General features: G+C 44.7%; 22 protein-coding genes. 13 read left to right on the top strand and 9 right to left on the bottom strand.

What is annotated here, in order from left to right; genetic code table 11:
* Positions 1-22 precede the first annotated feature (22 nt).
* Positions 23-1,402 carry a DNA repair protein RadA gene (gene radA, locus L1D23_RS07180; protein WP_239865412.1) on the top strand — a complete coding sequence of 460 codons (1,380 nt, stop codon included), beginning with the start codon at positions 23-25 and terminating at the stop codon, positions 1,400-1,402.
* 77 nt (positions 1,403-1,479) lie between these two features.
* Here the strand turns inward: radA and csdA are convergent, their stop codons facing one another.
* The 4 genes from csdA to L1D23_RS07160 all read right to left on the bottom strand — a co-directional run bounded on the left by csdA (position 1,480) and on the right by L1D23_RS07160 (position 5,113).
* Positions 1,480-2,691: a cysteine desulfurase CsdA gene (gene csdA, locus L1D23_RS07175; protein ID WP_239865066.1), complete on the bottom strand. Its 1,212-nt coding sequence runs from the start codon at positions 2,689-2,691 to the stop codon at positions 1,480-1,482.
* On the bottom strand, positions 2,685-3,293 hold the full coding sequence (locus L1D23_RS07170; RefSeq protein ID WP_239837673.1) for a DJ-1 family glyoxalase III: 609 nt from the start codon (positions 3,291-3,293) through the stop codon (positions 2,685-2,687). Before L1D23_RS07170 ends, csdA begins: the two co-directional genes overlap by 7 nt.
* Positions 3,293-4,180 carry a 2-dehydropantoate 2-reductase gene (gene panE / locus L1D23_RS07165; RefSeq protein WP_239865064.1) on the bottom strand — a complete coding sequence of 296 codons (888 nt, stop codon included), beginning with the start codon at positions 4,178-4,180 and terminating at the stop codon, positions 3,293-3,295. Before panE ends, L1D23_RS07170 begins: the two co-directional genes overlap by 1 nt.
* A gap of 114 nt (positions 4,181-4,294) precedes the next feature.
* Positions 4,295-5,113 (bottom strand): outer membrane protein OmpK, encoded by an 819-nt coding sequence (locus L1D23_RS07160; protein WP_239865062.1) that lies wholly within the window; start codon positions 5,111-5,113, stop codon positions 4,295-4,297.
* Positions 5,114-5,457: 344 nt separating this feature from the next.
* On the opposite strand from L1D23_RS07160, the gene L1D23_RS07155 reads away from it, so the two are divergent.
* The 3 genes from L1D23_RS07155 to L1D23_RS07145 all read left to right on the top strand — a co-directional run bounded on the left by L1D23_RS07155 (position 5,458) and on the right by L1D23_RS07145 (position 7,338).
* A complete protein-coding gene (locus L1D23_RS07155; RefSeq protein ID WP_239865410.1) occupies positions 5,458-6,027 on the top strand; it encodes an LON peptidase substrate-binding domain-containing protein in 570 nt (189 codons plus the stop codon).
* 67 nt (positions 6,028-6,094) lie between these two features.
* On the top strand, positions 6,095-6,679 hold the full coding sequence (locus L1D23_RS07150; RefSeq protein WP_239865060.1) for a sigma-70 family RNA polymerase sigma factor: 585 nt from the start codon (positions 6,095-6,097) through the stop codon (positions 6,677-6,679).
* Complete coding sequence (locus L1D23_RS07145; RefSeq protein ID WP_239865058.1) at positions 6,676-7,338, top strand: ChrR family anti-sigma-E factor; 663 nt, start codon at positions 6,676-6,678, stop codon at positions 7,336-7,338. Before L1D23_RS07150 ends, L1D23_RS07145 begins: the two co-directional genes overlap by 4 nt.
* A gap of 59 nt (positions 7,339-7,397) precedes the next feature.
* Here the strand turns inward: L1D23_RS07145 and L1D23_RS07140 are convergent, their stop codons facing one another.
* The 4 genes from L1D23_RS07140 to L1D23_RS07125 all read right to left on the bottom strand — a co-directional run bounded on the left by L1D23_RS07140 (position 7,398) and on the right by L1D23_RS07125 (position 11,175).
* Positions 7,398-8,783, bottom strand: coding sequence for an MFS transporter (locus tag L1D23_RS07140; protein WP_239837668.1), 1,386 nt, complete (start codon positions 8,781-8,783; stop codon positions 7,398-7,400).
* A 95-nt stretch (positions 8,784-8,878) separates the two neighbouring features.
* A complete protein-coding gene (locus L1D23_RS07135; RefSeq protein ID WP_239865056.1) occupies positions 8,879-9,424 on the bottom strand; it encodes a peptidylprolyl isomerase in 546 nt (181 codons plus the stop codon).
* Complete coding sequence (locus L1D23_RS07130) at positions 9,424-9,993, bottom strand: YajG family lipoprotein (protein WP_239865054.1); 570 nt, start codon at positions 9,991-9,993, stop codon at positions 9,424-9,426. Before L1D23_RS07130 ends, L1D23_RS07135 begins: the two co-directional genes overlap by 1 nt.
* A 51-nt stretch (positions 9,994-10,044) precedes the next feature.
* A complete protein-coding gene (locus L1D23_RS07125) occupies positions 10,045-11,175 on the bottom strand; it encodes a methyltransferase (RefSeq protein WP_239865052.1) in 1,131 nt (376 codons plus the stop codon).
* Positions 11,176-11,313: 138 nt separating this feature from the next.
* Between L1D23_RS07125 and bolA the strand changes: the two genes are divergently transcribed.
* The 9 genes from bolA to nqrM all read left to right on the top strand — a co-directional run bounded on the left by bolA (position 11,314) and on the right by nqrM (position 19,327).
* A complete protein-coding gene (gene bolA, locus L1D23_RS07120) occupies positions 11,314-11,622 on the top strand; it encodes a transcriptional regulator BolA (protein WP_239837664.1) in 309 nt (102 codons plus the stop codon).
* Positions 11,623-12,058: 436 nt separating this feature from the next.
* Positions 12,059-13,399, top strand: coding sequence for a Na(+)-translocating NADH-quinone reductase subunit A (locus tag L1D23_RS07115; protein WP_239865050.1), 1,341 nt, complete (start codon positions 12,059-12,061; stop codon positions 13,397-13,399).
* Between the two features lie 5 nt (positions 13,400-13,404).
* The gene (locus L1D23_RS07110) at positions 13,405-14,649 is read left to right on the top strand and encodes an NADH:ubiquinone reductase (Na(+)-transporting) subunit B (RefSeq protein WP_239865048.1); all 1,245 of its coding nucleotides are present in this window, start codon (positions 13,405-13,407) and stop codon (positions 14,647-14,649) included.
* Positions 14,639-15,409, top strand: coding sequence for a Na(+)-translocating NADH-quinone reductase subunit C (locus tag L1D23_RS07105; protein WP_239865046.1), 771 nt, complete (start codon positions 14,639-14,641; stop codon positions 15,407-15,409). Before L1D23_RS07110 ends, L1D23_RS07105 begins: the two co-directional genes overlap by 11 nt.
* Entirely contained in the window at positions 15,409-16,041 is a 633-nt protein-coding gene (locus L1D23_RS07100) for an NADH:ubiquinone reductase (Na(+)-transporting) subunit D (protein ID WP_239837660.1), read from the top strand. Before L1D23_RS07105 ends, L1D23_RS07100 begins: the two co-directional genes overlap by 1 nt.
* A gap of 7 nt (positions 16,042-16,048) precedes the next feature.
* A complete protein-coding gene (gene nqrE / locus L1D23_RS07095; RefSeq protein ID WP_239837659.1) occupies positions 16,049-16,645 on the top strand; it encodes an NADH:ubiquinone reductase (Na(+)-transporting) subunit E in 597 nt (198 codons plus the stop codon).
* A 33-nt stretch (positions 16,646-16,678) separates the two neighbouring features.
* Positions 16,679-17,902 carry an NADH:ubiquinone reductase (Na(+)-transporting) subunit F gene (nqrF, locus tag L1D23_RS07090; RefSeq protein WP_239865044.1) on the top strand — a complete coding sequence of 408 codons (1,224 nt, stop codon included), beginning with the start codon at positions 16,679-16,681 and terminating at the stop codon, positions 17,900-17,902.
* A gap of 145 nt (positions 17,903-18,047) precedes the next feature.
* On the top strand, positions 18,048-19,052 hold the full coding sequence (locus L1D23_RS07085) for an FAD:protein FMN transferase (RefSeq protein ID WP_239865042.1): 1,005 nt from the start codon (positions 18,048-18,050) through the stop codon (positions 19,050-19,052).
* A gap of 20 nt (positions 19,053-19,072) precedes the next feature.
* On the top strand, positions 19,073-19,327 hold the full coding sequence (gene nqrM, locus L1D23_RS07080; RefSeq protein ID WP_239837656.1) for a (Na+)-NQR maturation NqrM: 255 nt from the start codon (positions 19,073-19,075) through the stop codon (positions 19,325-19,327).
* A 33-nt stretch (positions 19,328-19,360) separates the two neighbouring features.
* Here the strand turns inward: nqrM and L1D23_RS07075 are convergent, their stop codons facing one another.
* Positions 19,361-20,578, bottom strand: a complete 1,218-nt coding sequence (locus L1D23_RS07075) for a diguanylate cyclase (RefSeq protein ID WP_239865034.1) — start codon at positions 20,576-20,578, stop codon at positions 19,361-19,363.
* Positions 20,579-20,609 lie beyond the last annotated feature (31 nt).

The raw sequence follows: 20,609 nt of genomic DNA, 5'->3' as shown, positions 1-20,609 counted from the left end.
ACAAATACAGGTCAGAGGTGATATGGCGAAGGCAAAAAGAGCATACGTGTGTAATGACTGCGGTGCGGATTTCCCGCGTTGGCAGGGGCAGTGTAATGCTTGTGGTTCGTGGAATACGATTAGTGAAGTCCGATTGGCAGCATCGCCAGCCGCAGCACGAAATGAGCGTTTAGCAGGCTATGCTGGAAACACTGGGGAAACGCAAGTTCAAACCTTATCTGACATTGATTTGCAAGAAGTACCACGCTTTACCAGTGGCTTTAAAGAGTTTGACCGAGTGCTTGGTGGTGGCGTAGTTCCGGGGGCTGCGATTCTGATTGGTGGTAACCCTGGAGCGGGTAAATCTACGTTGCTTCTGCAGACGATGTGCTATCTCGCTTCGCAGATGCCTACATTATACGTGACGGGGGAAGAGTCGTTGCAGCAGGTTGCGATGCGAGCGTCACGATTGGGTTTACCTAAAGATAACCTCAAGATGCTTTCTGAGACTAATGTTGACCGGATCTGCCAGATTGCAGAAAAAGAGCAGCCAAAAATCATGGTTATCGACTCAATTCAGGTGATGCATGTGGCGGATGTGCAATCATCACCCGGTAGCGTGGCGCAAGTACGTGAGTCTGCAACGGCATTAACACGATATGCAAAACAGAACAATGTCTCGGTATTTATTGTTGGTCACGTAACGAAAGATGGCACCTTGGCTGGGCCGAAAGTCCTTGAGCATATTATTGACTGCTCAGTGTTACTGGACGGCGGTACCGATAACCGTTTCAGAACGATGCGCAGTCACAAAAACCGTTTTGGCGCTGTCAACGAGTTGGGGGTGTTTGCGATGACAGGGCAGGGGTTAAAAGAAGTCAGTAACCCGTCAGCGATTTTTCTCTCTCGTGGTGAGGAAGAAACGTCTGGTAGCTCAGTGATGGTGGTATGGGAAGGCACACGCCCTCTATTAGTCGAAATTCAGGCCTTGGTTGATTATTCTCAGTTGGCAAACCCAAGACGTGTTGCTGTCGGGTTGGAGCAGAACCGATTGTCGCTTTTACTGGCCGTTTTACACAAGCATGGTGGACTACAGATGGCGGATCAAGACGTCTTCGTTAATGTGGTCGGTGGCGTTAAGGTCACTGAAACCAGCGCGGATTTAGCTTTAGTGATGGCATTACTATCAAGCTTTCGTGATCGTGTTATGCCAAAAGATGTGGTTATTTTTGGTGAAGTTGGCCTAGCGGGAGAGATTCGCCCGGTACCGAGTGGACAGGAAAGACTCAATGAGGCTTTCAAGCATGGCTTTAAGAAGGCCATTGTACCTGCGGCTAATATGCCAAAAGGCGGCATTGCAGGTATGCAGATCCATGGTGTGAAGAAGTTGTCAGAGGCAATTGAGGCATTTGATGAGCTATAGATCTTAGGCTTGAGCTGTTACCGACGAAATTGAAAGCGAAGGGTTGGCATGTTATGTCAACCCTTCATCCTTTGTATCTAAAGCATGTCCAGTGCTTTCTCGACGGCGCAGATCAATTGATCTACGTCTTGTTGGGTGTTGTAAATGGCAAAAGATACTCGAACTGTGCCTTTTACGTTAAGAGCATCCATTAATGGGTGAGCACAATGGTGGCCAGCGCGAACAGCGATCCCTTGTTGGTCAAGTAATGTTGCAATATCTTGATGGTGGACACCCTCAATCACAAAAGACACTACAGATGCATTTGGTTGGTAACCAAGGACTCTGACATCTTCAAGAGCAGAAAGCCTTCGGTATGTATCTTTTACTAAATGATGAATGTGTTGCTCGACCACACTATGTGTGAAGCTTTGGTACCAGTGGATCGCGGTAGCTAATGCAAGAGCTCCGGCTACGTTAGGGGTACCCGCTTCAAATTTACCGGGTAACTGGCTGAATGTGGTGCCAGAAAACGAGACTTTCTCGACCATTTTCCCGCCACCATGCCATGGAGGCATGGCCTCCAGTAGTGGCAGTTTGCCGTACAGAGCGCCTATTCCTGCGGGTGCATAAAGCTTGTGCCCAGAAAAAACGTAAAAATCGGCGTTTAAACGTTTTACATCGACTTTTTCGTGGACGATCCCCTGAGCTCCGTCAATGACCACTTTAGCGCCAACTTTATGCGCGTGAGCAATCACATCTTCAATTGGCAGGCGGCTACCTGTTACGTTAGTCATATGAGCGAGAGCGACGAGTCTGGTTTTATTGGATAACAAGTCGAGAAAGGCGTTCATATCCCATTGGCAACCTTCAGTCATTGGAACTTTCACAACTTTTGCCCCTGTTTGCTCAGCGACAATTTGCCACGGAACAATGTTCGCGTGGTGTTCCATTTCACCAACCAGAATTTCGTCATTCGGTTTAAGTGTACTTCTTGCGTAGGTTTGAGCAATGAGGTTCAATGCTTCGGTCGCGCCACGTGTCCAGATAATTTCCTTACTAGTCGCTGCGCCGATAAAATCTGCCACGGTCTGACGAGCTGATTCAAATTGGCTGGTGGCTTGTGCTGTGAGGCTGTGACTACCACGATGGACATTGGCGTTTTGCGAACGGTAGTAGTCAGTAATAGTGCTGATAACACATTCGGGTTTCTGAGTGGTCGCGGCACTATCAAGGTAGACCAGATCTTCACCGTTAATGCTCTGTTGAAGGGCAGGGAATTGTGACCTGATAGATTGGACATCTAGCATGATTCAAGACCACCTAGTTTGTGATATTGCAATGTGGGAATGGTTACCATCGGCTCTGCAACTGTCCATGCGTGCTCTTTCCCCGATAAGTTAATGATGATTTCCATGGCAAACTCAAGGGCAGTCCCTGGGCCTTGGCTGGTCAATAAGTTGTGATTGATGTCGTAAGTGACTCGTTTAACACGCCAGTTCTTTTCATTGATATAAGATTCAAAATGAGGGTGGCAAGTCATGAGAGCATCTGAATACAGCTTGTGATGAGCGAGCACTAAAGCTGGGGCTGCACATATCGCTGCGACTAACTTGCCTTCATACATTTGCTGTCGAACAATCTCAACCAGTACGGTGCTATCACGGAAGTTTTCAGCGCCCTCGACACCGCCCGGTAAGATAACAGCATCAAACTCATCATCAGCGATATCGACAAGTTTACAATCAGCAGTGAGTGTCACCCCTCTAGAGGCTTTCATTGTGAGCTGACCTTCGAAATCTGCGCTAGCGACAGTCACGTCATACCCTGCGCGAACCATCATGTCGATAATCGTGACGGCTTCCATTTCTTCTGTGCCCGGTGCAATCGGGATCAGTACATTTTTGCTCATTAAGATTCCCAGCTTTGTTCAATATGTTTGATTTGCGTGTAGAGCGCTTGATTTTCAGGGGTTTGAATATTGTGAATTTTAGCCTGTTTCAGCAAGTAACCAGTAATAAAATCAATTTCACTTTTACGTTTATAGTAAATGTCTTGTTGCATGGAAGAAAAGTTTTCTGCTGTGGTATTGATGACTTGGTAAACCGTCGATTCTAGTATGGGTAGCTCGATGGGAATCGAGCTCGCAGACATGACTTGAAAGACTTCTTGGATGATAGCAGTGAGTTGGTTTTTATACTGCATAGCTGCCAAATCACCATTTCTGATATGTAAGGTGGCTGTTAGGGGGTTAATCGCACAGTTAATAGCCAGCTTGAGCCACAAAGCGTGTTCTATATTGTCACACCACGTGACTTCGGGAAGTGCATGCTGCATTACTTCTTGGAGAAAGTGACATTGTTTCCCTAAATGATTAATGCCGCCTATCTGAGTTATTCCTACGCCTGTGTGTATGACGCGGTGTCGGGCTGGCTTATAAGCACCGTGTGTGGTGGTAGCAAGGAGTAAAGGATTGTCAGGCAAAGTGCTGTGAAGCCATTCATCGGTCCCCATGCCATTGTGCATGAGAGCGATCATGGCTTCAGGAGCAATATGCTTTTTTAATGGCGTCAGTGCTTGTTCAACCTGCCACGCCTTTACCGTGACTAATAGTAAATCTGCCAGTTTGAGAGAATCAATATTTTGATTATCAAATCGAATTGCCGATTGTTCACCAAGTTGTAGATTCAGGTGAGATTTATTTGAAGTCGACCAAACAGCAACATGATGGCCTGAAATGGAAAGTTTAGTCGCCCACAGCGTACCAATAGCACCGGGACCAATAATAACGATATTCACACTGATTTGCCGAACCGATAATTTCCCACAAGGATAATCACCGTTTAAGCGAAAGCCAATAAAAAATGGTACCCGAAGGTACCATTTTTAAGGCAGTGAACTTCAATTAGTGGCTTAGAACTTGTAAGTCACGGCTACGTAGTGCCCAACACCTGATGATTCTGGTTTGTGACCCCAAGGTAGTGCTTCACCATCTTTAAAGCCATAAACATCTTTATATAGTTTTAGACCGTAACCTACTGCAAATCGATCTGAGTGCCAGTAGATACCATTAAACATAGCACCACCGTTAGATGCTGTAGTGTTGAATTTGTTGCCTTCGGAATCGTCCATACCAAATTGGTAATCAATGTAACCTTGGTAAGAGATAAATGAGCCATTTTCGAAGAAGTAGAAAGGCTTAAACCAGTTTGTTGATAGCTGGAAGCCGTTCCAGTCTTTATTATTGCCATCGTAAGTTCCATATAGATTTAGACCAATTTTGCCTAACCACGGAACATTTACATCAGAACCTACACCTATCTTTTGAGAGTTAACATCAGATTTTCCTCCCCACTCCATAAGAGTGGCAACGTATAGTTCTTGAACGGGACCAAAAGATAAGTCTTTACCCGTTAGTGCGTCTAAAGACATACGTGGTGCGAATTTCATGAAAATTTTCTCGCCGCCAGCTTTGTCACTACCTGGATCTGAAGCTAGGTTAAATACATCAACGTATCCGTATAGGTCGAATAGACCTGAGCGACCACCAAATTCCATTTCTAGGTAATCGTGAGAAGACTCAGCATAGCCTTTCTCATCGAACGCACCCATTAGGTTGAACTGCATCCATTTGTAGTCGTTCTTGTGGATATCGCCGTCAGAATAATCGGCAGCCATTGCCGGTGCAGACATTGCAGCTACGACACCAAGAGCTAAAAGTGATTTACGCATAGTGGGACTCTCTATGTTTATTCAATATCAAAATCTATTCATATAGCCATCGTTGCACAATCTTTGTTGTGCTTTTACTGGAGCGCATATTAACGATAAAAATCTCAATTAATAGTGATACGGAGTGTAAAAATACATAAAACTAGTGATTGAGATCTCATTAATGATTATTTTTTTAGGATGTAACGGGTGTGTAATTGTTTTGCACAAAAAGTGATATGGGTATCGTTTACGCAAGCGCTTGCGCTAATTTTAATGCCTGTCAAACAATCAACATATTTAGTGATTGATCCCTGTCTCATCTTTTTCGTAAGTACTGATAAAGTGATTAAGGATGATTAATGTTGTCAGAAATTATGCTGTTCCCTCTAGGCTCAATGCTTCTTCCTGAAGGAAAAATGAAGCTTCGTATTTTCGAACCTAGATACAAAAGATTAATCAAAGAGGCGAGTCAATCTGATGGTACCTTTGGCATTTGCTTAGTTGAACAAGATGAACTCTCGGCATCATCCCGACTCTCATCGTTTGGGTCGTTGGCGAAAATTGTTGACTTTGAACTGCTCGAAGATGGGTTATTGGGGGTAACAGTGGTTGGCCTCAGATGCTTCGAAATCAAAAGGATCAGAACCGAGTTTGATGGCTTGCGTAAAGCACGCATCGAGTGGCGTACAAGCTGGGAGTTTTCTCAACTTTCTCAACAGCACGAATATCTGAGTGAACAACTTCGTAATGTGTATGAGCAATTCCCTCAGCTCGGTGATTTGTATGACCAATGTTTCTTTGACGATGCAAGCTGGGTCAGCCAGCGCTGGCTCGAGCTCCTTCCTGTACCTCAGAAGCAATTTGACTTTCTATTACGCCAAAAAGATTGCACCAAAGCGTTAGAGTTTCTCTCCCGCTCTATTGAAAGCTAAACTTATTGAGTGATCCACCCACTTCTTTCTGACGTAAAACAGTTAAAGTGCAGATAAGGACCTGAACATGGCAGTTAAGGACACTGAATCTTTCGTTAAAAAAGACTGGCTCCTCTGTATGGAGAGAGTGAAAGAAAAAGACAAAGCCTCATATGCGTTGGTCTTCAAGCACTTTGCGCCTAGGTTAAAACAATTTACTTACAAGCACATGGGCAATGAACAAGTGGCTGTCGAACTGGTTCAGGAGACGATGACAACCGTGTGGCAGAAAAGTCATCTGTTTGATGGCTCCAAAAGCTCGTTATCAACGTGGATTTATACGATAGCGAGGAACCTTTGTTTCGATACACTGAGGAAACAACGAGGAAGAGATCTTCATATTCATTCAGAAGATATTTGGCCCAACGATTATTGCCCGCCAGACATGGTGGAACATTACACCCCAGAGCACGAGATGCTGAAAGAGCAAGTTGTGAAGTTCTTAGATATTCTTCCAGAAGCACAAAAAAAAGTCGTGCAAGCTGTGTATCTTGAAGAACTACCCCATCAGCAAGTTGCTGATATGTACAACATACCTGTCGGTACCGTCAAGTCTCGGTTAAGGCTCGCTGTAGAGAAATTACGTTATTCAATAGAGGTAGAAAGATTATGAGCTATCATCCGAATCAGCCTATGTTACAAGCTTATGTTGAAGGCAGTCTGGATGCAGTCGACGGGTTTACTGTCGCTACTCATTTGGAAAGCTGCCCCATTTGTCAGAAACAAGTCCAACAGCTAGAGAATCAACTTGGTGAAGCTTTAATGGATCTTAGCGGTTTTGACGATAACGGCTTTGATACTATGCTAAACGACATCCTAGAAAGTGACCCTGACTCAAACCTATCGAGGCCGATCAGGAAACCTTCTAGCATCGAAGTGAATGGCAAAACGTTCCAGCTACCTCTTTCTCTATCACGCTTCCGAGATAGGGTCGGGGAGTGGAAAAGCTATGGTGGCAAGGTTTTTAGTGCACCGATTGATATCGGTGACAGCGTGCGGGTCAATTTGATGTATATTGCGGAAGGCGTGAAGATACCTCAGCATACACATAAAGGTATTGAGTCTACCTTGGTTCTGCACGGCGGGTTTAGTGATGAAGATGGTCATTACGAAGCTGGAGATTATTTAGTCAAAGATGCTTCTATCAAGCACAGTCCATGTACAAAACAAGGCGAAGACTGTCTTTGTCTAACGGTGCTCACTGAGCCGATGATATTTACTCAAGGGGTCGCGCGGATATTTAATAGGTTTGGAAAGGGCTTGTATCCATAAAGGGAAGTGAAATCGTAATCAAGGCAGGCTTGGGAGCATCCAAGCCTGCTTTTTTATCTTCACTCAACACTTGGTGATTTCGACGGCTGAATATCTCTTTTTTGTGCCTTATTTAACATATCTGTGAAATAGTGGCGCAATGAATAAAGCATGATCAAGCTCGGAATTACCATCAACGCGGTCAGGATAAAGAACATCGACCAATCGTTGAGATAATCAACCAACTCTCCAGAAAATGAGGCTAATGTTGTGCGGCCGAAGTTGCCCAATGAAGCCAGTAAGGCATACTGGGTTGCCGAAAATGCCTGACCAGTTACTACGGTCAAGAATGAGACAAAAGCAACGGTGGAAAAGGCAGAAGTAAAGTTATCGACAACTAACGTTGCGAGGAATAACTGTTCACTCGGACCTACTTTGGCAATCCAAGCAAACATTAAGTTACTTGAAGCCATTGCGATTCCCCCAATCATCAGGCCACGCACAATGCCGAACTTTACGTTAACCATACTGCCAATTAAGGTGAAAAGAATGGTTAAGCCCCAACCGACAAGTTTCGAATAATGGCCAATTTGCTCATTACTGAAGCCGACCTCCTTATAAAAGGTAATTGACATGCGACCTAAGAAGGCTTCACCGATTTTAAAGAGAAAAACAAACAGCAGTAGTGTTAGCGCAACTCTAAAGCCATTGCTTCTGAAAAAGTCGAGAAATGGCTCTGCCACGGTCACGGTAAACCATGCAACGATACGATTCTTGACGACCTTGCTATGCCGTTGCTCAGCTTGAGCTTGCAGCTCATCTCGCTGGGTTTTCGGTTCACCAACGAGTAAGGTGAAAATCATGAGTAGACCGACTACGGCAGCCATTCCGTAATAGACACCATTCCAACCTATTGAATCGGCGTTGATAAACGCTAAATAACCTGGCACTGAGTAGCCAGTCCACCAACCAATAACCGACATCGCCGAGGCTTGGGGGAGTTTAGAAGATTCAGACTTAGGAAAGGTATCGATACGAAAAGCATCGATGGCAATATCCTGAGTGGCCGATGCTATAGCGATGCCTAACGCAAGCATAGAGGTCAACATCAAGTTCTGAGATGGGTCAACACCTGCGATAAATAGCGTACAGATTAGGACAAGCGACTGGCATAAGAAAATCCAACTGCGGCGCTGGCCTAGGATAGCATGCAAAATAGGCAGCTTGACTCGGTCAACAAGCGGTGCCCATAAGAAGTTAATCGCGTAGACAACAAAGACACTACCGAAATAGCCAATAGCAGCGCGAGTTAAGCCTGCGTCTTTAAGCCATCCGGACATGTTAGAGCCGATCAAAACCCATGGAAAGCCGCTAGAGCAGCCTAACATAAACACCCAGAGTAGGCGTTTGTCAAAATAACTGCGAATGGTTGCTAGCCAAGACATAGAAGAGGAACTGGCAGACATAAACCTTTCCTTGTTTGTTTTATAGTGATTGCTAAGTTATGGAAAATGAGCGGAATTGAAAAGGCTCCAACCGGATATGTTGGAGCCTTTATAGATTATGGAAGCAAGGTTACCTTGGTGACAATAATCGGCGTCGCGGGCACGTCACGGTAACGACCGACCGTTTTAGTCCGTTTTTTGGACATTTGCTTTACAACATCAAATCCTTGCGTGACTTTACCAAAAACTGCATAGCCCGGTGGGCGTTGGTCGTAATCAAGAAAGCTGTTGTCGGCATAGTTAATGAAAAACTGACGTGTGGCGGAGTTCGGGTTATTTGTCCTTGCCATAGCAACAGTCGCGGTTTCATTCTTCAAACCGTTAGAGGCTTCATTTTTTATTGGAGCGTAAGTTGATAGCTGCTTCATGTCTTTATCAAAACCGCCACCTTGCGCCATGAAACCTGGGATCACGCGGTGAAACTGAGTGCCGACATAGCTGCCATCTTTAACATATTTGAGAAAGTTCTCTACAGTGAGTGGTGCTTTCTCTTGATTCAGTTCAATGGTGAACGCGCCAAGTGTGGTTTCGAATTCAACTTTAGGGCCTGCAAAAACCAGATTACTGACTAGAGCCAGAGAGGCTATCGCAACTTTCCACATTAGAAGCGCTCCTGCATGTAGTTTTTCAGTTCTTGGTCGCTTGCGATTTCTTTGAATACTAGGTTGATGACGTCGTTAAGTACAACTTCGATTTCTTCATTAGAAGCACTCAGCGCACCAGTGCGTTTAGCTGTACCTGTGTAGGTTTTCACTAATTTGCCTTGAGGGGTTTCGGCGGTGATCTCGAGTACGACTTTACCGTCCATCTCATTTTCCATCACAGAATGTTTGACAGAAACGAGAGCTTCTTGGACTTCTACTTTTATTGAGTTTTCGCTGTTAACCGTGCTACGAAAACCTTGAGATTGGAACTGCTCCAGCAGAGCATTCTCGATCGCAATACGTACATTTTGCTTAGAGTGAATTGGTTCAATGTTTGAACGACCACTGTCAATCAGTGCCACATATTGTGCTGAACGTACGTCTTTACTTGTCAGGGTGAAACTTGCGTCTTTTACGATGTCGCTATTGCTCAAAACTGGTTGAGGCATGAAGTTAAGCTGATCTTGTTGCGGGGCGGCACACGCAGTAAGTAAGGCCATTGACGCGGCTAGAACCAATTTTCTCATTGTAATTTCCTTTAATCGTAACTCTAAACGTATTAGAGACATGATAGTGAACTATTTAGTCGCTTGTAAAATAACAAATTTCTTATTTGAAGCGACGAGTTTTACGTTCTGTTTTCCAAATAGCTTAGATAACTTCACATCGTAGCTGAGGTGGCGGTTGCCGATAACTAATAATTGCCCACCGTTGCTGAGAACATGCTTTGTGTCACAGAACATCTGCCATGCAATATGATCGGTAATCGCTTGTTGCTGATGGAAAGGAGGGTTACACACCACCAAATCTGCGCTTGCAAACGTGAAACCGTCCAGACAGTTGTTTGTTAAGCATTGAAAATTGCGCTCTTTTCCTAGGGTATTGGATAAGTTTCTTCTCGCTGATTCTGTCGCCATAAAACTCTCATCAATACAGGTTATCTGGATCTGTGGATTCAATAATCCCATTTTTAAGGACAACACACCGTTGCCACAACCGAGGTCGATGACCCTCTTATCGGATAAGTTTGTTGGGAGATGCTCAAGCATAAAGCGCGCTCCCTGATCGAGTTTTTCACCTGAGTACACATTCGGTAAGTTTTCTAACTCAAATCCATGCTGTTCGACACTCCAACAGGTTGATGGTTCGATAGGAACTGGGTGAAGGCTATTGGCTTGGGAGAAGACCAAGCGATGCTTTTTCCATGCTAACGAGGTGGTCGTGGTGCCGAGATATTTCTCAAATAACTTCAGTGTGGAAGTATGAATTTCTTTCGCTTTATTGACCGCAATGACAGGTACAGAGTTAGGGATGTATTGTCTTAATTGACTGAGTAACCAGACTAGATGGCGATTGTTTCTCGGAATTTGCATCAAAACATAGTCAACCTCCGATGGGATTAACCCCATGGTGTTTTCTAACACAATATTCGGACAATGATTGTATTGAAGGTTTTGCTGTGTTGCTTGATGCGCAATATAGGAATCGCTCATCATAGTTACTTGGTGTTGTTCGGAAAACCAGCAGCTTAGCACGCCAAAATTATCATTGATAATGAGAATGTTCTTGCCAGTACCAATGTTTAATTCTTCCATATAATTAATGAGATACTCATCGCCTGCGTCCCACGCTTGGAGGGTTTCATTGTGTCGTTTTGGGAATCGATGAAGGGTTAAAGTACGCCCATGAAGCGCAAGTTCAGTTTTCATAGTTGAAACGCATGGTCAAATTCATAGTTTAAATTGTCGCAGAAGGTGAAGGTTGTGAAAACTAAAACCTTTAGCTTTGCTATTAAGAAGACTATTATCTTTCTTTTAATACTGTTCATATTTCAATGGTGATGCGCAATGCTGCAAGAAGTGATAGAAACCAAGCTCCAAGACTACTTTGCACCCGTTCATCTTAATGTGCTGAATGAAAGCTATATGCACAACGTTCCTACGGGTTCGGAAAGCCATTTTAAAGTGGTGATTGTCAGTGATAAATTTGACGGTCAGCGTTTGATTGGCCGTCATCGCCAAGTGAATCAGGTGCTTGCTGATGAGCTGGCGAACCATATTCATGCGTTATCTATTCATACTTACACGCAAGATGAATGGAAAGAGCAAAACGAATTAGCGCCGGATAGCCCGATGTGCTTGGGGGGCTCCAAGTAATTGAAAAGAAAAGAGGTAGCATAGGCTGCCTTTTTTTATCGCCTGCAATTTAGGTGAACGTTAACAATGTAGAAACAAATACACAGCTTAATTAGTTTTAATTAGAAATGATTTGTAATGTGAATATAGAAAGGCGTTGTTGATAATGTGGTTATTGATGTTTGTGCGATGGTTCAAACTTATGACCAATACTTAGCCTTTTAAACTTAAATCCTTCGAAATATCTATCTGATTCCCTTCATTGGTCATGGCATAGACTTCTAAAAAGATGATAGACTACCGCACCTGATAAATCTCGACTAAATTTGTAGCGAGGTTTTTAATAGGATGTTGCGATTTTGGTGTTTTAAACTGCGCCAAAACCGGACACTAGTGTCGTGTCTAAAAGTTACGCAATCAAAGAATCTTTTTCCCGATAAAAGTAGTGCAAGTGCGTATGATTACAATAAAGAAGGGTTTGGACCTTCCTATCGCAGGAACTCCTACCCAGGTGATTAATGATGGTAAGACCATCAAGAAAGTCGCCTTGCTTGGCGAAGAGTACGTCGGCATGCGTCCTACTATGCATGTTCGCGTAGGCGATGAAGTAAAGAAAGCCCAAGTTCTTTTTGAAGATAAAAAGAACCCTGGTGTCAAATTTACTTCACCAGCAAGCGGTAAAGTGATCGAGGTTAACCGTGGTGCCAAACGTGTCCTTCAATCTGTTGTGATTGAAGTGTCAGGTGAGGAACAGGTAACGTTCGATAAGTTTGAAGCCAGCCAACTAGCAAGTCTTGACCGTAATGCGGTTAAAACTCAACTGGTTGACTCTGGTCTTTGGACAGCTTTACGTACTCGTCCGTTTAGCAAGGTTCCAGCAATCGAGTCTTCTACACAGGCTATTTTTGTGACTGCAATGGATACGAATCCGTTGGCAGCCCAGCCTGAGCTGATCATCAATGAGCAGCAAGACGCTTTCGTTGCCGGTTTGGATGTGCTTTCAACTCTGACTGACGGTAAAGTTTTCGTTTGTAAAGCTGGTACCAGTCTTCCTCGTTCTTCTCAGTCAAATGTTGAAGAGCATGTTTTTGATGGCCCTCACCCAGCAGGTCTTGCTGGCACCCACATGCATTTCCTATACCCAGTAAATGCAGAAAACGTGGCGTGGAGCATCAACTATCAAGACGTTATTGCGTTTGGTAAGTTGTTCCTTACAGGTGAACTTTATACTGATCGTGTTGTTTCTCTGGCGGGTCCAGTGGTGAATAACCCTCGTTTGGTTCGTACAACTCAAGGTGCAAGTCTTGATGATTTAACTGACAGCGAGCTAATGCCAGGTGAAGTTCGTGTGATTTCTGGTTCTGTCCTTACTGGGACACATGCAACTGGACCTCATGCTTACCTAGGTCGTTACCACGTACAGGTTTCTGTATTACGTGAAGGCCGTGATAAAGAGCTGTTTGGCTGGGCGATGCCTGGTAAAAACAAGTTCTCTGTTACTCGCTCATTCCTTGGTCATATCTTTAAAGGTCAGTTGTTCAACATGACAACCACCACTAACGGTAGTGATCGTTCAATGGTTCCAATCGGCAACTACGAACGTGTAATGCCTCTAGATATGGAACCTACTCTGCTACTTCGTGACCTATGTGCTGGTGATACTGATAGTGCTCAAGCTCTTGGTGCTCTAGAACTAGACGAAGAAGACGTAGCATTGTGTACCTTTGTTTGTCCTGGTAAATACGAGTACGGTGAACTACTTCGTGAGTGCCTAGATAAGATCGAGAAGGAAGGGTAATTTTCATGGCTCTTAAAAAGTTTCTTGAAGACATCGAGCATCACTTTGAGCCTGGTGGCAAACATGAGAAATGGTTTGCTTTGTATGAAGCTGTAGCAACAGTTTTCTACACTCCAGGTCTTATTACAAAGAAAAGCTCACACGTTCGTGATAGCGTTGATTTAAAACGTATCATGATCATGGTTTGGTTCGCGGTATTCCCAGCAATGTTCTGGGGTATGTACAACGCGGGTGGCCAAGCGATTGCAGCACTTAACCATATGTATGCTGGTGATCAGCTAGCAGCAATAGTGGCAGGTAACTGGCATTATTGGCTGACAGAAATGTTAGGCGGCACTATTGCCCCTGATGCAGGTGTCGGCAGCAAAATGATCTTAGGTGCGACTTACTTCCTACCTATCTACGCAACAGTGTTCATTGTTGGTGGTTTCTGGGAAGTACTGTTCTGTATGGTGCGTAAACACGAAGTTAATGAAGGTTTCTTTGTTACTTCTATCCTATTTGCACTGATTGTTCCACCAACCCTTCCTCTATGGCAAGCCGCACTAGGTATTACCTTTGGTGTTGTGGTTGCAAAAGAGATCTTCGGTGGTACAGGTCGTAACTTCCTTAACCCTGCACTGGCTGGCCGTGCTTTCCTATTCTTCGCTTACCCAGCTCAAATCTCGGGTGACGTGGTTTGGACAGCAGCTGACGGTTTCTCTGGTGCAACGGCGCTTAGCCAATGGGCACAAGGTGGTAACGGTGCACTAGTCAATACAGTGACAGGCGCTCCTATCACTTGGATGGATGCATTCATCGGTAACATCCCAGGATCAATTGGTGAAGTATCGACACTGGCTCTAATGATCGGTGCAGCGATGATCGTATATATGCGAATTGCATCGTGGCGCATCATTGCTGGTGTGATGATCGGTATGATTGCAACAGCAACGCTGTTCAACGTTATCGGTTCTGATACCAATCCAATGTTCAACATGCCATGGCATTGGCACCTAGTGTTAGGTGGTTTTGCATTCGGTATGTTCTTTATGGCGACAGACCCAGTATCTGCTTCATTTACTAATAAGGGTAAATGGTGGTACGGCGCGTTAATCGGCGTAATGTGTGTACTTATTCGTGTAGTGAACCCAGCGTACCCAGAAGGTATGATGCTGGCGATTCTATTCGCGAACCTGTTTGCACCTCTGTTCGACCACTTAGTTATCGAGAAGAACATCAAGCGGAGACAAGCACGCTATGGCAAGTAATAACGACAGCATTAAAAAGACGCTGGGTGTTGTTATCGGGTTGAGCCTTGTTTGTTCAATCATCGTATCAACAGCAGCTGTAGGTCTACGTGACAAACAAAAAGCGAACGCTGTACTAGATAAGCAAACCAAGATCGTTGAAGTTGCAGGTGTTGATGCTGCAGGTAAGAAAGTACCTGAGCTCTTTGCAGAGTACATTGAACCTCGCTTAGTCGACTTCAGCACTGGTGACTTTGTTGAAGGTGATGCAGCAACTTACGATCAGCGTAAAGCTGCGAAAGATCCAGCTGAGTCAATCAAGCTAACGGCTGAAGAAGACAAAGCAAAGATCATTCGTCGAGCTAACACAGGTGTTGTTTACCTAGTGAAAGAAGGCGATGCCGTTTCTAAGATCATCCTTCCAGTACACGGTACAGGTCTATGGTCTATGATGTACGCATTCGTTGCGGTTGAAACTGACGGCAACACAGTATCAGGTATCACTTACTACGAGCAAGGTGAAACACCTGGACTGGGTGGTGAAGTTGAGAACCCATCATGGCGTGCTCAGTGGGTCGGCAAGAAACTGTTTGACGACAACCACAAGCCAGCAATTAAGATTGTTAAAGGTGGCGCTCCAGAAGGTTCAGAGCATGGTATCGATGGCCTTTCAGGTGCAACACTAACTGGTAACGGTGTTCAAGGTACATTCGACTTCTGGTTAGGCGATATGGGCTTTGGTCCGTTCCTAGCAAAAGTTCGTGACGGAGGTCTGAACTAATGTCTAGCGCACAAAACATTAAAAAGAGCATTTTAGCGCCGGTGTTGGATAACAACCCGATTGCGCTTCAGGTTCTTGGTGTCTGTTCTGCATTGGCAGTAACAACTAAACTAGAGACAGCATTTGTTATGACGCTGGCAGTAACATTCGTTACGGCCTTGTCTAACTTCTCTGTTTCTCTAATCCGTAACCACATTCCTAACAGTGTGCGTATCATCGTTCAGATGGCGATCATCGCATCTCTAGTAATTGTGGTAGACCAAGTGCTAAAAGCATACCTATACGATATCTCTAAGCAGTTATCGGTATTCGTAGGTCTGATCATTACGAACTGTATCGTAATGGGTCGTGCTGAAGCATTCGCTATGAAATCAGCGCCTATGCCGTCTCTTATTGATGGTATTGGTAACGGTCTTGGTTACGGTTTCGTTCTTATCACTGTGGGTTTCTTCCGCGAACTGTTTGGCTCCGGCAAACTGTTTGGCCTAGAAGTTCTACCTCTAGTGAGCAATGGTGGTTGGTATCAGCCTAACGGTTTGATGCTGCTTGCCCCATCTGCATTCTTCCTAATCGGCTTCCTAATCTGGGCAATCCGTATTCTGAAACCAGAGCAAGTAGAAGCGAAGGAGTAAGGACGTCATGGAACATTACATTAGTCTATTAGTTAAATCGATTTTCATCGAAAACATGGCTCTGTCTTTCTTCTTAGGTATGTGTACATTCCTTGCGGTATCTAAGAAAGTTAAGACGTCTTTCGGCCTTGGTGTTGCTGTTGTTGTGGTACTGACTATCGCAGTACCTGTGAACAACTTGGTATACAACCTGGTTCTGAGAGAAAACGCTTTGCTTGAAGGTGTTGATCTTAGCTTCCTAAACTTCATCACCTTTATCGGTGTCATTGCGGCACTTGTACAGATCCTAGAAATGGTCCTTGACCGCTTCTTCCCTCCTCTGTACAACGCGTTAGGCATCTTCCTACCGCTGATCACAGTAAACTGTGCGATCTTCGGTGGTGTATCTTTCATGGTGCAACGTGACTACAGCTTTGCTGAATCAGTCGTTTACGGCTTTGGCTCTGGCGTGGGCTGGATGCTGGCTATCGTTGCTCTTGCAGGTATCCGTGAGAAGATGAAGTACTCAGACGTGCCTCCGGGTCTACGTGGTCTTGGTATCACGTTCATCACTGTAGGTCTTATGGCGTTGGGCTTTATGTCTTTCTCTGGTGTTCAACTGTAAGTCGGGTAAACCGCAACAATTAAGGAATAGTCAATGGACATTATTCTTGGTGTAGTGATGTTTACTCTGATCGTACTTGCGCTAGTACTAGTGATTCTTTTCGCTAAGTCTAAGCTTGTACCAACAGGTGACATTACAATTTCTGTGAACGACGACCCTAATCTGGCGATCGTTACACAACCGGGCGGTAAGCTGCTGAGTGCTCTAGCTGGTGCTGGCGTATTCGTATCTTCTGCTTGTGGTGGCGGTGGCTCATGTGGCCAGTGTCGCGTAAAAGTTAAATCAGGTGGTGGTGACATTCTACCTACCGAGCTTGACCATATTACTAAAGGTGAAGCGCGTGAAGGTGAGCGTCTAGCGTGTCAGGTTGCGATGAAAACTGACATGGACATCGAGCTTCCTGAAGAAATCTTCGGCGTTAAAAAGTGGGAATGTACGGTTATCTCTAATGATAACAAGGCAACATTCATCAAAGAACTTAAGCTGCAAATCCCAGATGGCGAATCAGTACCTTTCCGTGCTGGTGGCTACATCCAGATTGAAGCGCCAGTTCACCACGTGAAATACGCAGACTACGATATCCCTGAGGAATACCGTGAAGACTGGGACAAGTTCAACCTGTTCCGTTATGAGTCTAAGGTCAATGAAGAGACGATCCGTGCGTACTCAATGGCGAACTACCCGGAAGAAGAAGGTATTATCATGCTGAACGTCCGTATCGCTACGCCGCCGCCAAATAACCCAGACGTACCACCTGGTATTATGTCTTCGTACATTTGGTCTTTGAAAGAAGGTGATAAGTGTACGATTTCTGGTCCATTCGGTGAGTTCTTCGCGAAAGACACTGACAACGAAATGGTTTTCGTTGGTGGTGGTGCAGGTATGGCGCCGATGCGTTCTCATATCTTCGATCAGCTTAAGCGTCTGAAGTCTTCTCGTAAGATGTCTTTCTGGTACGGTGCCCGTTCTAAGCGTGAAATGTTCTATGTAGAAGATTTCGATATGCTTCAAGAAGAGAACGATAACTTCGTATGGCATTGTGCTCTATCGGATCCTATGCCAGAAGATAACTGGGATGGCTACACCGGTTTCATCCACAACGTATTGTATGAAAACTACCTGAAGGATCACGAAGCGCCTGAAGATTGTGAGTACTACATGTGTGGTCCACCGATGATGAACGCTGCTGTTATCGGCATGCTAAAAGATCTTGGTGTTGAGGATGAAAACATCCTACTCGATGACTTTGGTGGTTAACCCCCTAAGTGATTGAAATATATGGCTGGCTCGCAAGAGTCAGCCATTGTTTTTTCCTGCTAATAGTTTTTTAAATGGCCATAGTCGATGCGCTCTTAAACAGAGTCATGCGCTATTTCCGTTTCTCTTATAAGGAGTCAAACAAGTGAAAAAGTGGCTTGTTGTATTTGCTTCTCTTTTAGTGCTTGCTGGCTGTGAAAAGCCCGTTGAGCAAGTTCATCTCAGTGGTCCTACAATGGGCACGACTTACAATATTAAGTACATTTCAGAGGAAGGCGTGCCTTCACCGCAAGCACTGCAGACTGAGGTCGACCGTTTACTTGAGGAAGTGAACGAGCAAATGTCGACCTACCGGCCTGATTCTGAGTTGAGTCGTTTTAATCAAGATCGTACTTCAGAGCCATTTACAGTATCGCCTCAAACAGCCACGGTGGTGAAAGAAGCGATCCGTTTAAACGGTCTTACTTTAGGTGCGCTTGACGTCACTGTTGGTCCATTAGTCAACTTATGGGGGTTTGGCCCCGAAGCTCGTCCTGAAGTGGTACCTACTGATGAAGAGTTGGCTGCGCGTAAAGCTAATACAGGGATTCAACATTTAACGGTTGAAGGGAATACTCTCACTAAAGATATTCCTGACTTGTACGTTGACTTATCAACCATTGCTAAAGGTTGGGGGGTTGATGTCGTTGCTGACTATATTCAATCACAGGGTATTCAAAATTATATGGTTGAAGTCGGTGGTGAAATGCGACTTAAAGGGTTAAATCGAGAAGGGGTGAAATGGCGCATTGCGATAGAAAAACCTTCTGCTGATGAGCGAGCGGTGCAAGAGATTATTGAACCAGGCGATATGGCGATTGCCACGTCAGGTGATTACCGTATCTATTTTGAGCGTGATGGTGTACGTTATTCGCATATCATCAACCCTAAAACGGGCAAACCTATCCGTCATAAAGTCGTCTCTGTGACTGTACTGGACGAATCTTCGATGACTGCTGATGGTTTGGCTACAGGCTTGATGGTTCTTGGTGAAGAGCAGGGAATGAAGATAGCCAACGAGAATAATATCCCTGTATTTATGATCGTGAAAACCAAAGATGGATTTAAAGAAATGGCATCGGAAGCGTATAAGCCATTTATGAACAAATAATACCGAGTGAGCATGTCATTATGAGTACATTTCTGATTACTTTCGGCATTTTCGTTGCCGTGATCGCAGCCATGTCTGTTGGCTATATTTTCCAGAAAAAAGTGGTGAAAGGCAGTTGTGGCGGTTTAGGTGCGGTTGGAGTCGATAAGGTGTGTAACTGTCCTGAACCCTGTGATGCGCGTAAAAAACGCGAAGCTCGTGAAGCCGTGAGAGCAGAAAAGCTCGCTGCTCGTGAGGAAAAGCTGGCAGCATGGGAAAAAGACCGTATTGCCTAGAGACGCGAAGCCCGGAGTGCGCTCCGGGCTTGATCATTCTGTGGCTATGATCTGATTTCGCCCTTGTCTTTTGGCGACATACAGACAGTCATCAGCGATCTTTATTTGCTGTTCTAACGTTCCTTCTACACTGCATAGCCCGATACTGATAGTCAACGTAATGTCCTGTCCATTATGCTGAATAATGGACTGTTCAATGCTTTGGCGCATTTTTTCCAGCCGAGTTATAAACTCATCCAAAGTGGAATACGACTGAACGCAGAACTCTTCCCCACCAAATCGAACTACGACATCTTGTGGAAAATAAGCCTTTAGGGTGTGTGCAATGCTTTTCAAGGCGGCATCACCACCATCGTGACCATAGGTATCATTAACCGCTTTGAAATGGTCAATGTCAATCATGGCTATATATCTAGCACTCCCTTCAGTACAGGATTGACTAAACAAAAAGCGTCTATTCCATAGACCCGTTAAAGTATCTTGATTCGCAAGCTTATACAGCTCATCAGTCGCTTCCTTCATATCCAGCAACTGGTTTACTCGGCAGAAGAATTCTTCCTGATTAAATGGCTTATGCAAAAAATCATTAGCTCCAGCTTTAAGAAACCTTGCGGTTAAGGTTCTATCTTCACTCCCAGATAAACCGAGAATCGCCAAGCTGTTTTTGTCGTACATTTGCCTGATCTCTCGCGTCATTATGATGCCGTCTTTACTGGGCATATCATGGTCAGTAATGATGAAAGTGATATCGGGTGTTTCTGCGAGCTTATGTAGCGCTTCTGATCCATTTTGTGCTTGAGTTGTGCGTATGTATTGATGCTCAAGTAGCTGTGTTACATGTCTTCGCACGGTGAGGGAGTCGTCCACGACTAACGCATGATGATGAATGTTATTCATTAGACGATTAGCAAGTGGGAGAAGATAGGAAACCGACGCCATGCTGTCCTTTAGCAGGTAATCCATCACGCCTTTAGCGATAAAACGCTCACGAACACTCTCGTTAAAGGTGGCGGTTAATACGATAACCTTTTGCTGATTGTCTAGGACAAGATCGATTACTTCGCCATCTTGTGCGTCTGGTAAGCAGTAATCGAGTACGGCAAAATGAAAACTGCGATGTTCATCTAGTGCTTGCTGAGTCTCTGCGTAGGATTTACATCCGATGACATCACAACCTATGGCGCTCAACTGCTGGGTTAAATAGTTGCGATAAGCACGACTGTCTTCGACAACTAACACTTTATGACTCACCTGTTTCCCTTTTTATCGCAGTGTATGAATT

Origin of the sequence: Vibrio sp. Isolate24 (genome assembly GCF_022398215.1) — a bacterium.
GTDB lineage: Bacteria > Pseudomonadota > Gammaproteobacteria > Enterobacterales > Vibrionaceae > Vibrio > Vibrio coralliilyticus_A.
Note: the sequence above shows the minus strand (reverse complement) of the source record. Positions and strands in the feature narration are given on the sequence as shown.

Excerpts from the sequence above, each read along its gene's own strand:
- L1D23_RS07130 (WP_239865054.1), bottom strand. The coding sequence starts at position 9,993 with ATGAGAAAATTGGTTCTAGCCGCGTCAATGGCCTTACTTACTGCGTGT.
- nqrM (WP_239837656.1), top strand. The coding sequence starts at position 19,073 with ATGAGTACATTTCTGATTACTTTCGGCATTTTCGTTGCCGTGATCGCA.
- csdA (WP_239865066.1), bottom strand. The coding sequence starts at position 2,691 with ATGCTAGATGTCCAATCTATCAGGTCACAATTCCCTGCCCTTCAACAG.
- L1D23_RS07100 (WP_239837660.1), top strand. The coding sequence starts at position 15,409 with ATGTCTAGCGCACAAAACATTAAAAAGAGCATTTTAGCGCCGGTGTTG.
- L1D23_RS07105 (WP_239865046.1), top strand. The coding sequence starts at position 14,639 with ATGGCAAGTAATAACGACAGCATTAAAAAGACGCTGGGTGTTGTTATC.
- L1D23_RS07135 (WP_239865056.1), bottom strand. The coding sequence starts at position 9,424 with ATGTGGAAAGTTGCGATAGCCTCTCTGGCTCTAGTCAGTAATCTGGTT.
- L1D23_RS07110 (WP_239865048.1), top strand. The coding sequence starts at position 13,405 with ATGGCTCTTAAAAAGTTTCTTGAAGACATCGAGCATCACTTTGAGCCT.
- radA (WP_239865412.1), top strand. The coding sequence starts at position 23 with ATGGCGAAGGCAAAAAGAGCATACGTGTGTAATGACTGCGGTGCGGAT.
- L1D23_RS07140 (WP_239837668.1), bottom strand. The coding sequence starts at position 8,783 with ATGTCTGCCAGTTCCTCTTCTATGTCTTGGCTAGCAACCATTCGCAGT.
- L1D23_RS07170 (WP_239837673.1), bottom strand. The coding sequence starts at position 3,293 with ATGAGCAAAAATGTACTGATCCCGATTGCACCGGGCACAGAAGAAATG.
- L1D23_RS07150 (WP_239865060.1), top strand. The coding sequence starts at position 6,095 with ATGGCAGTTAAGGACACTGAATCTTTCGTTAAAAAAGACTGGCTCCTC.
- L1D23_RS07125 (WP_239865052.1), bottom strand. The coding sequence starts at position 11,175 with ATGAAAACTGAACTTGCGCTTCATGGGCGTACTTTAACCCTTCATCGA.
- L1D23_RS07160 (WP_239865062.1), bottom strand. The coding sequence starts at position 5,113 with ATGCGTAAATCACTTTTAGCTCTTGGTGTCGTAGCTGCAATGTCTGCA.
- nqrF (WP_239865044.1), top strand. The coding sequence starts at position 16,679 with ATGGACATTATTCTTGGTGTAGTGATGTTTACTCTGATCGTACTTGCG.
- L1D23_RS07115 (WP_239865050.1), top strand. The coding sequence starts at position 12,059 with ATGATTACAATAAAGAAGGGTTTGGACCTTCCTATCGCAGGAACTCCT.
- bolA (WP_239837664.1), top strand. The coding sequence starts at position 11,314 with ATGCTGCAAGAAGTGATAGAAACCAAGCTCCAAGACTACTTTGCACCC.
- nqrE (WP_239837659.1), top strand. The coding sequence starts at position 16,049 with ATGGAACATTACATTAGTCTATTAGTTAAATCGATTTTCATCGAAAAC.
- L1D23_RS07145 (WP_239865058.1), top strand. The coding sequence starts at position 6,676 with ATGAGCTATCATCCGAATCAGCCTATGTTACAAGCTTATGTTGAAGGC.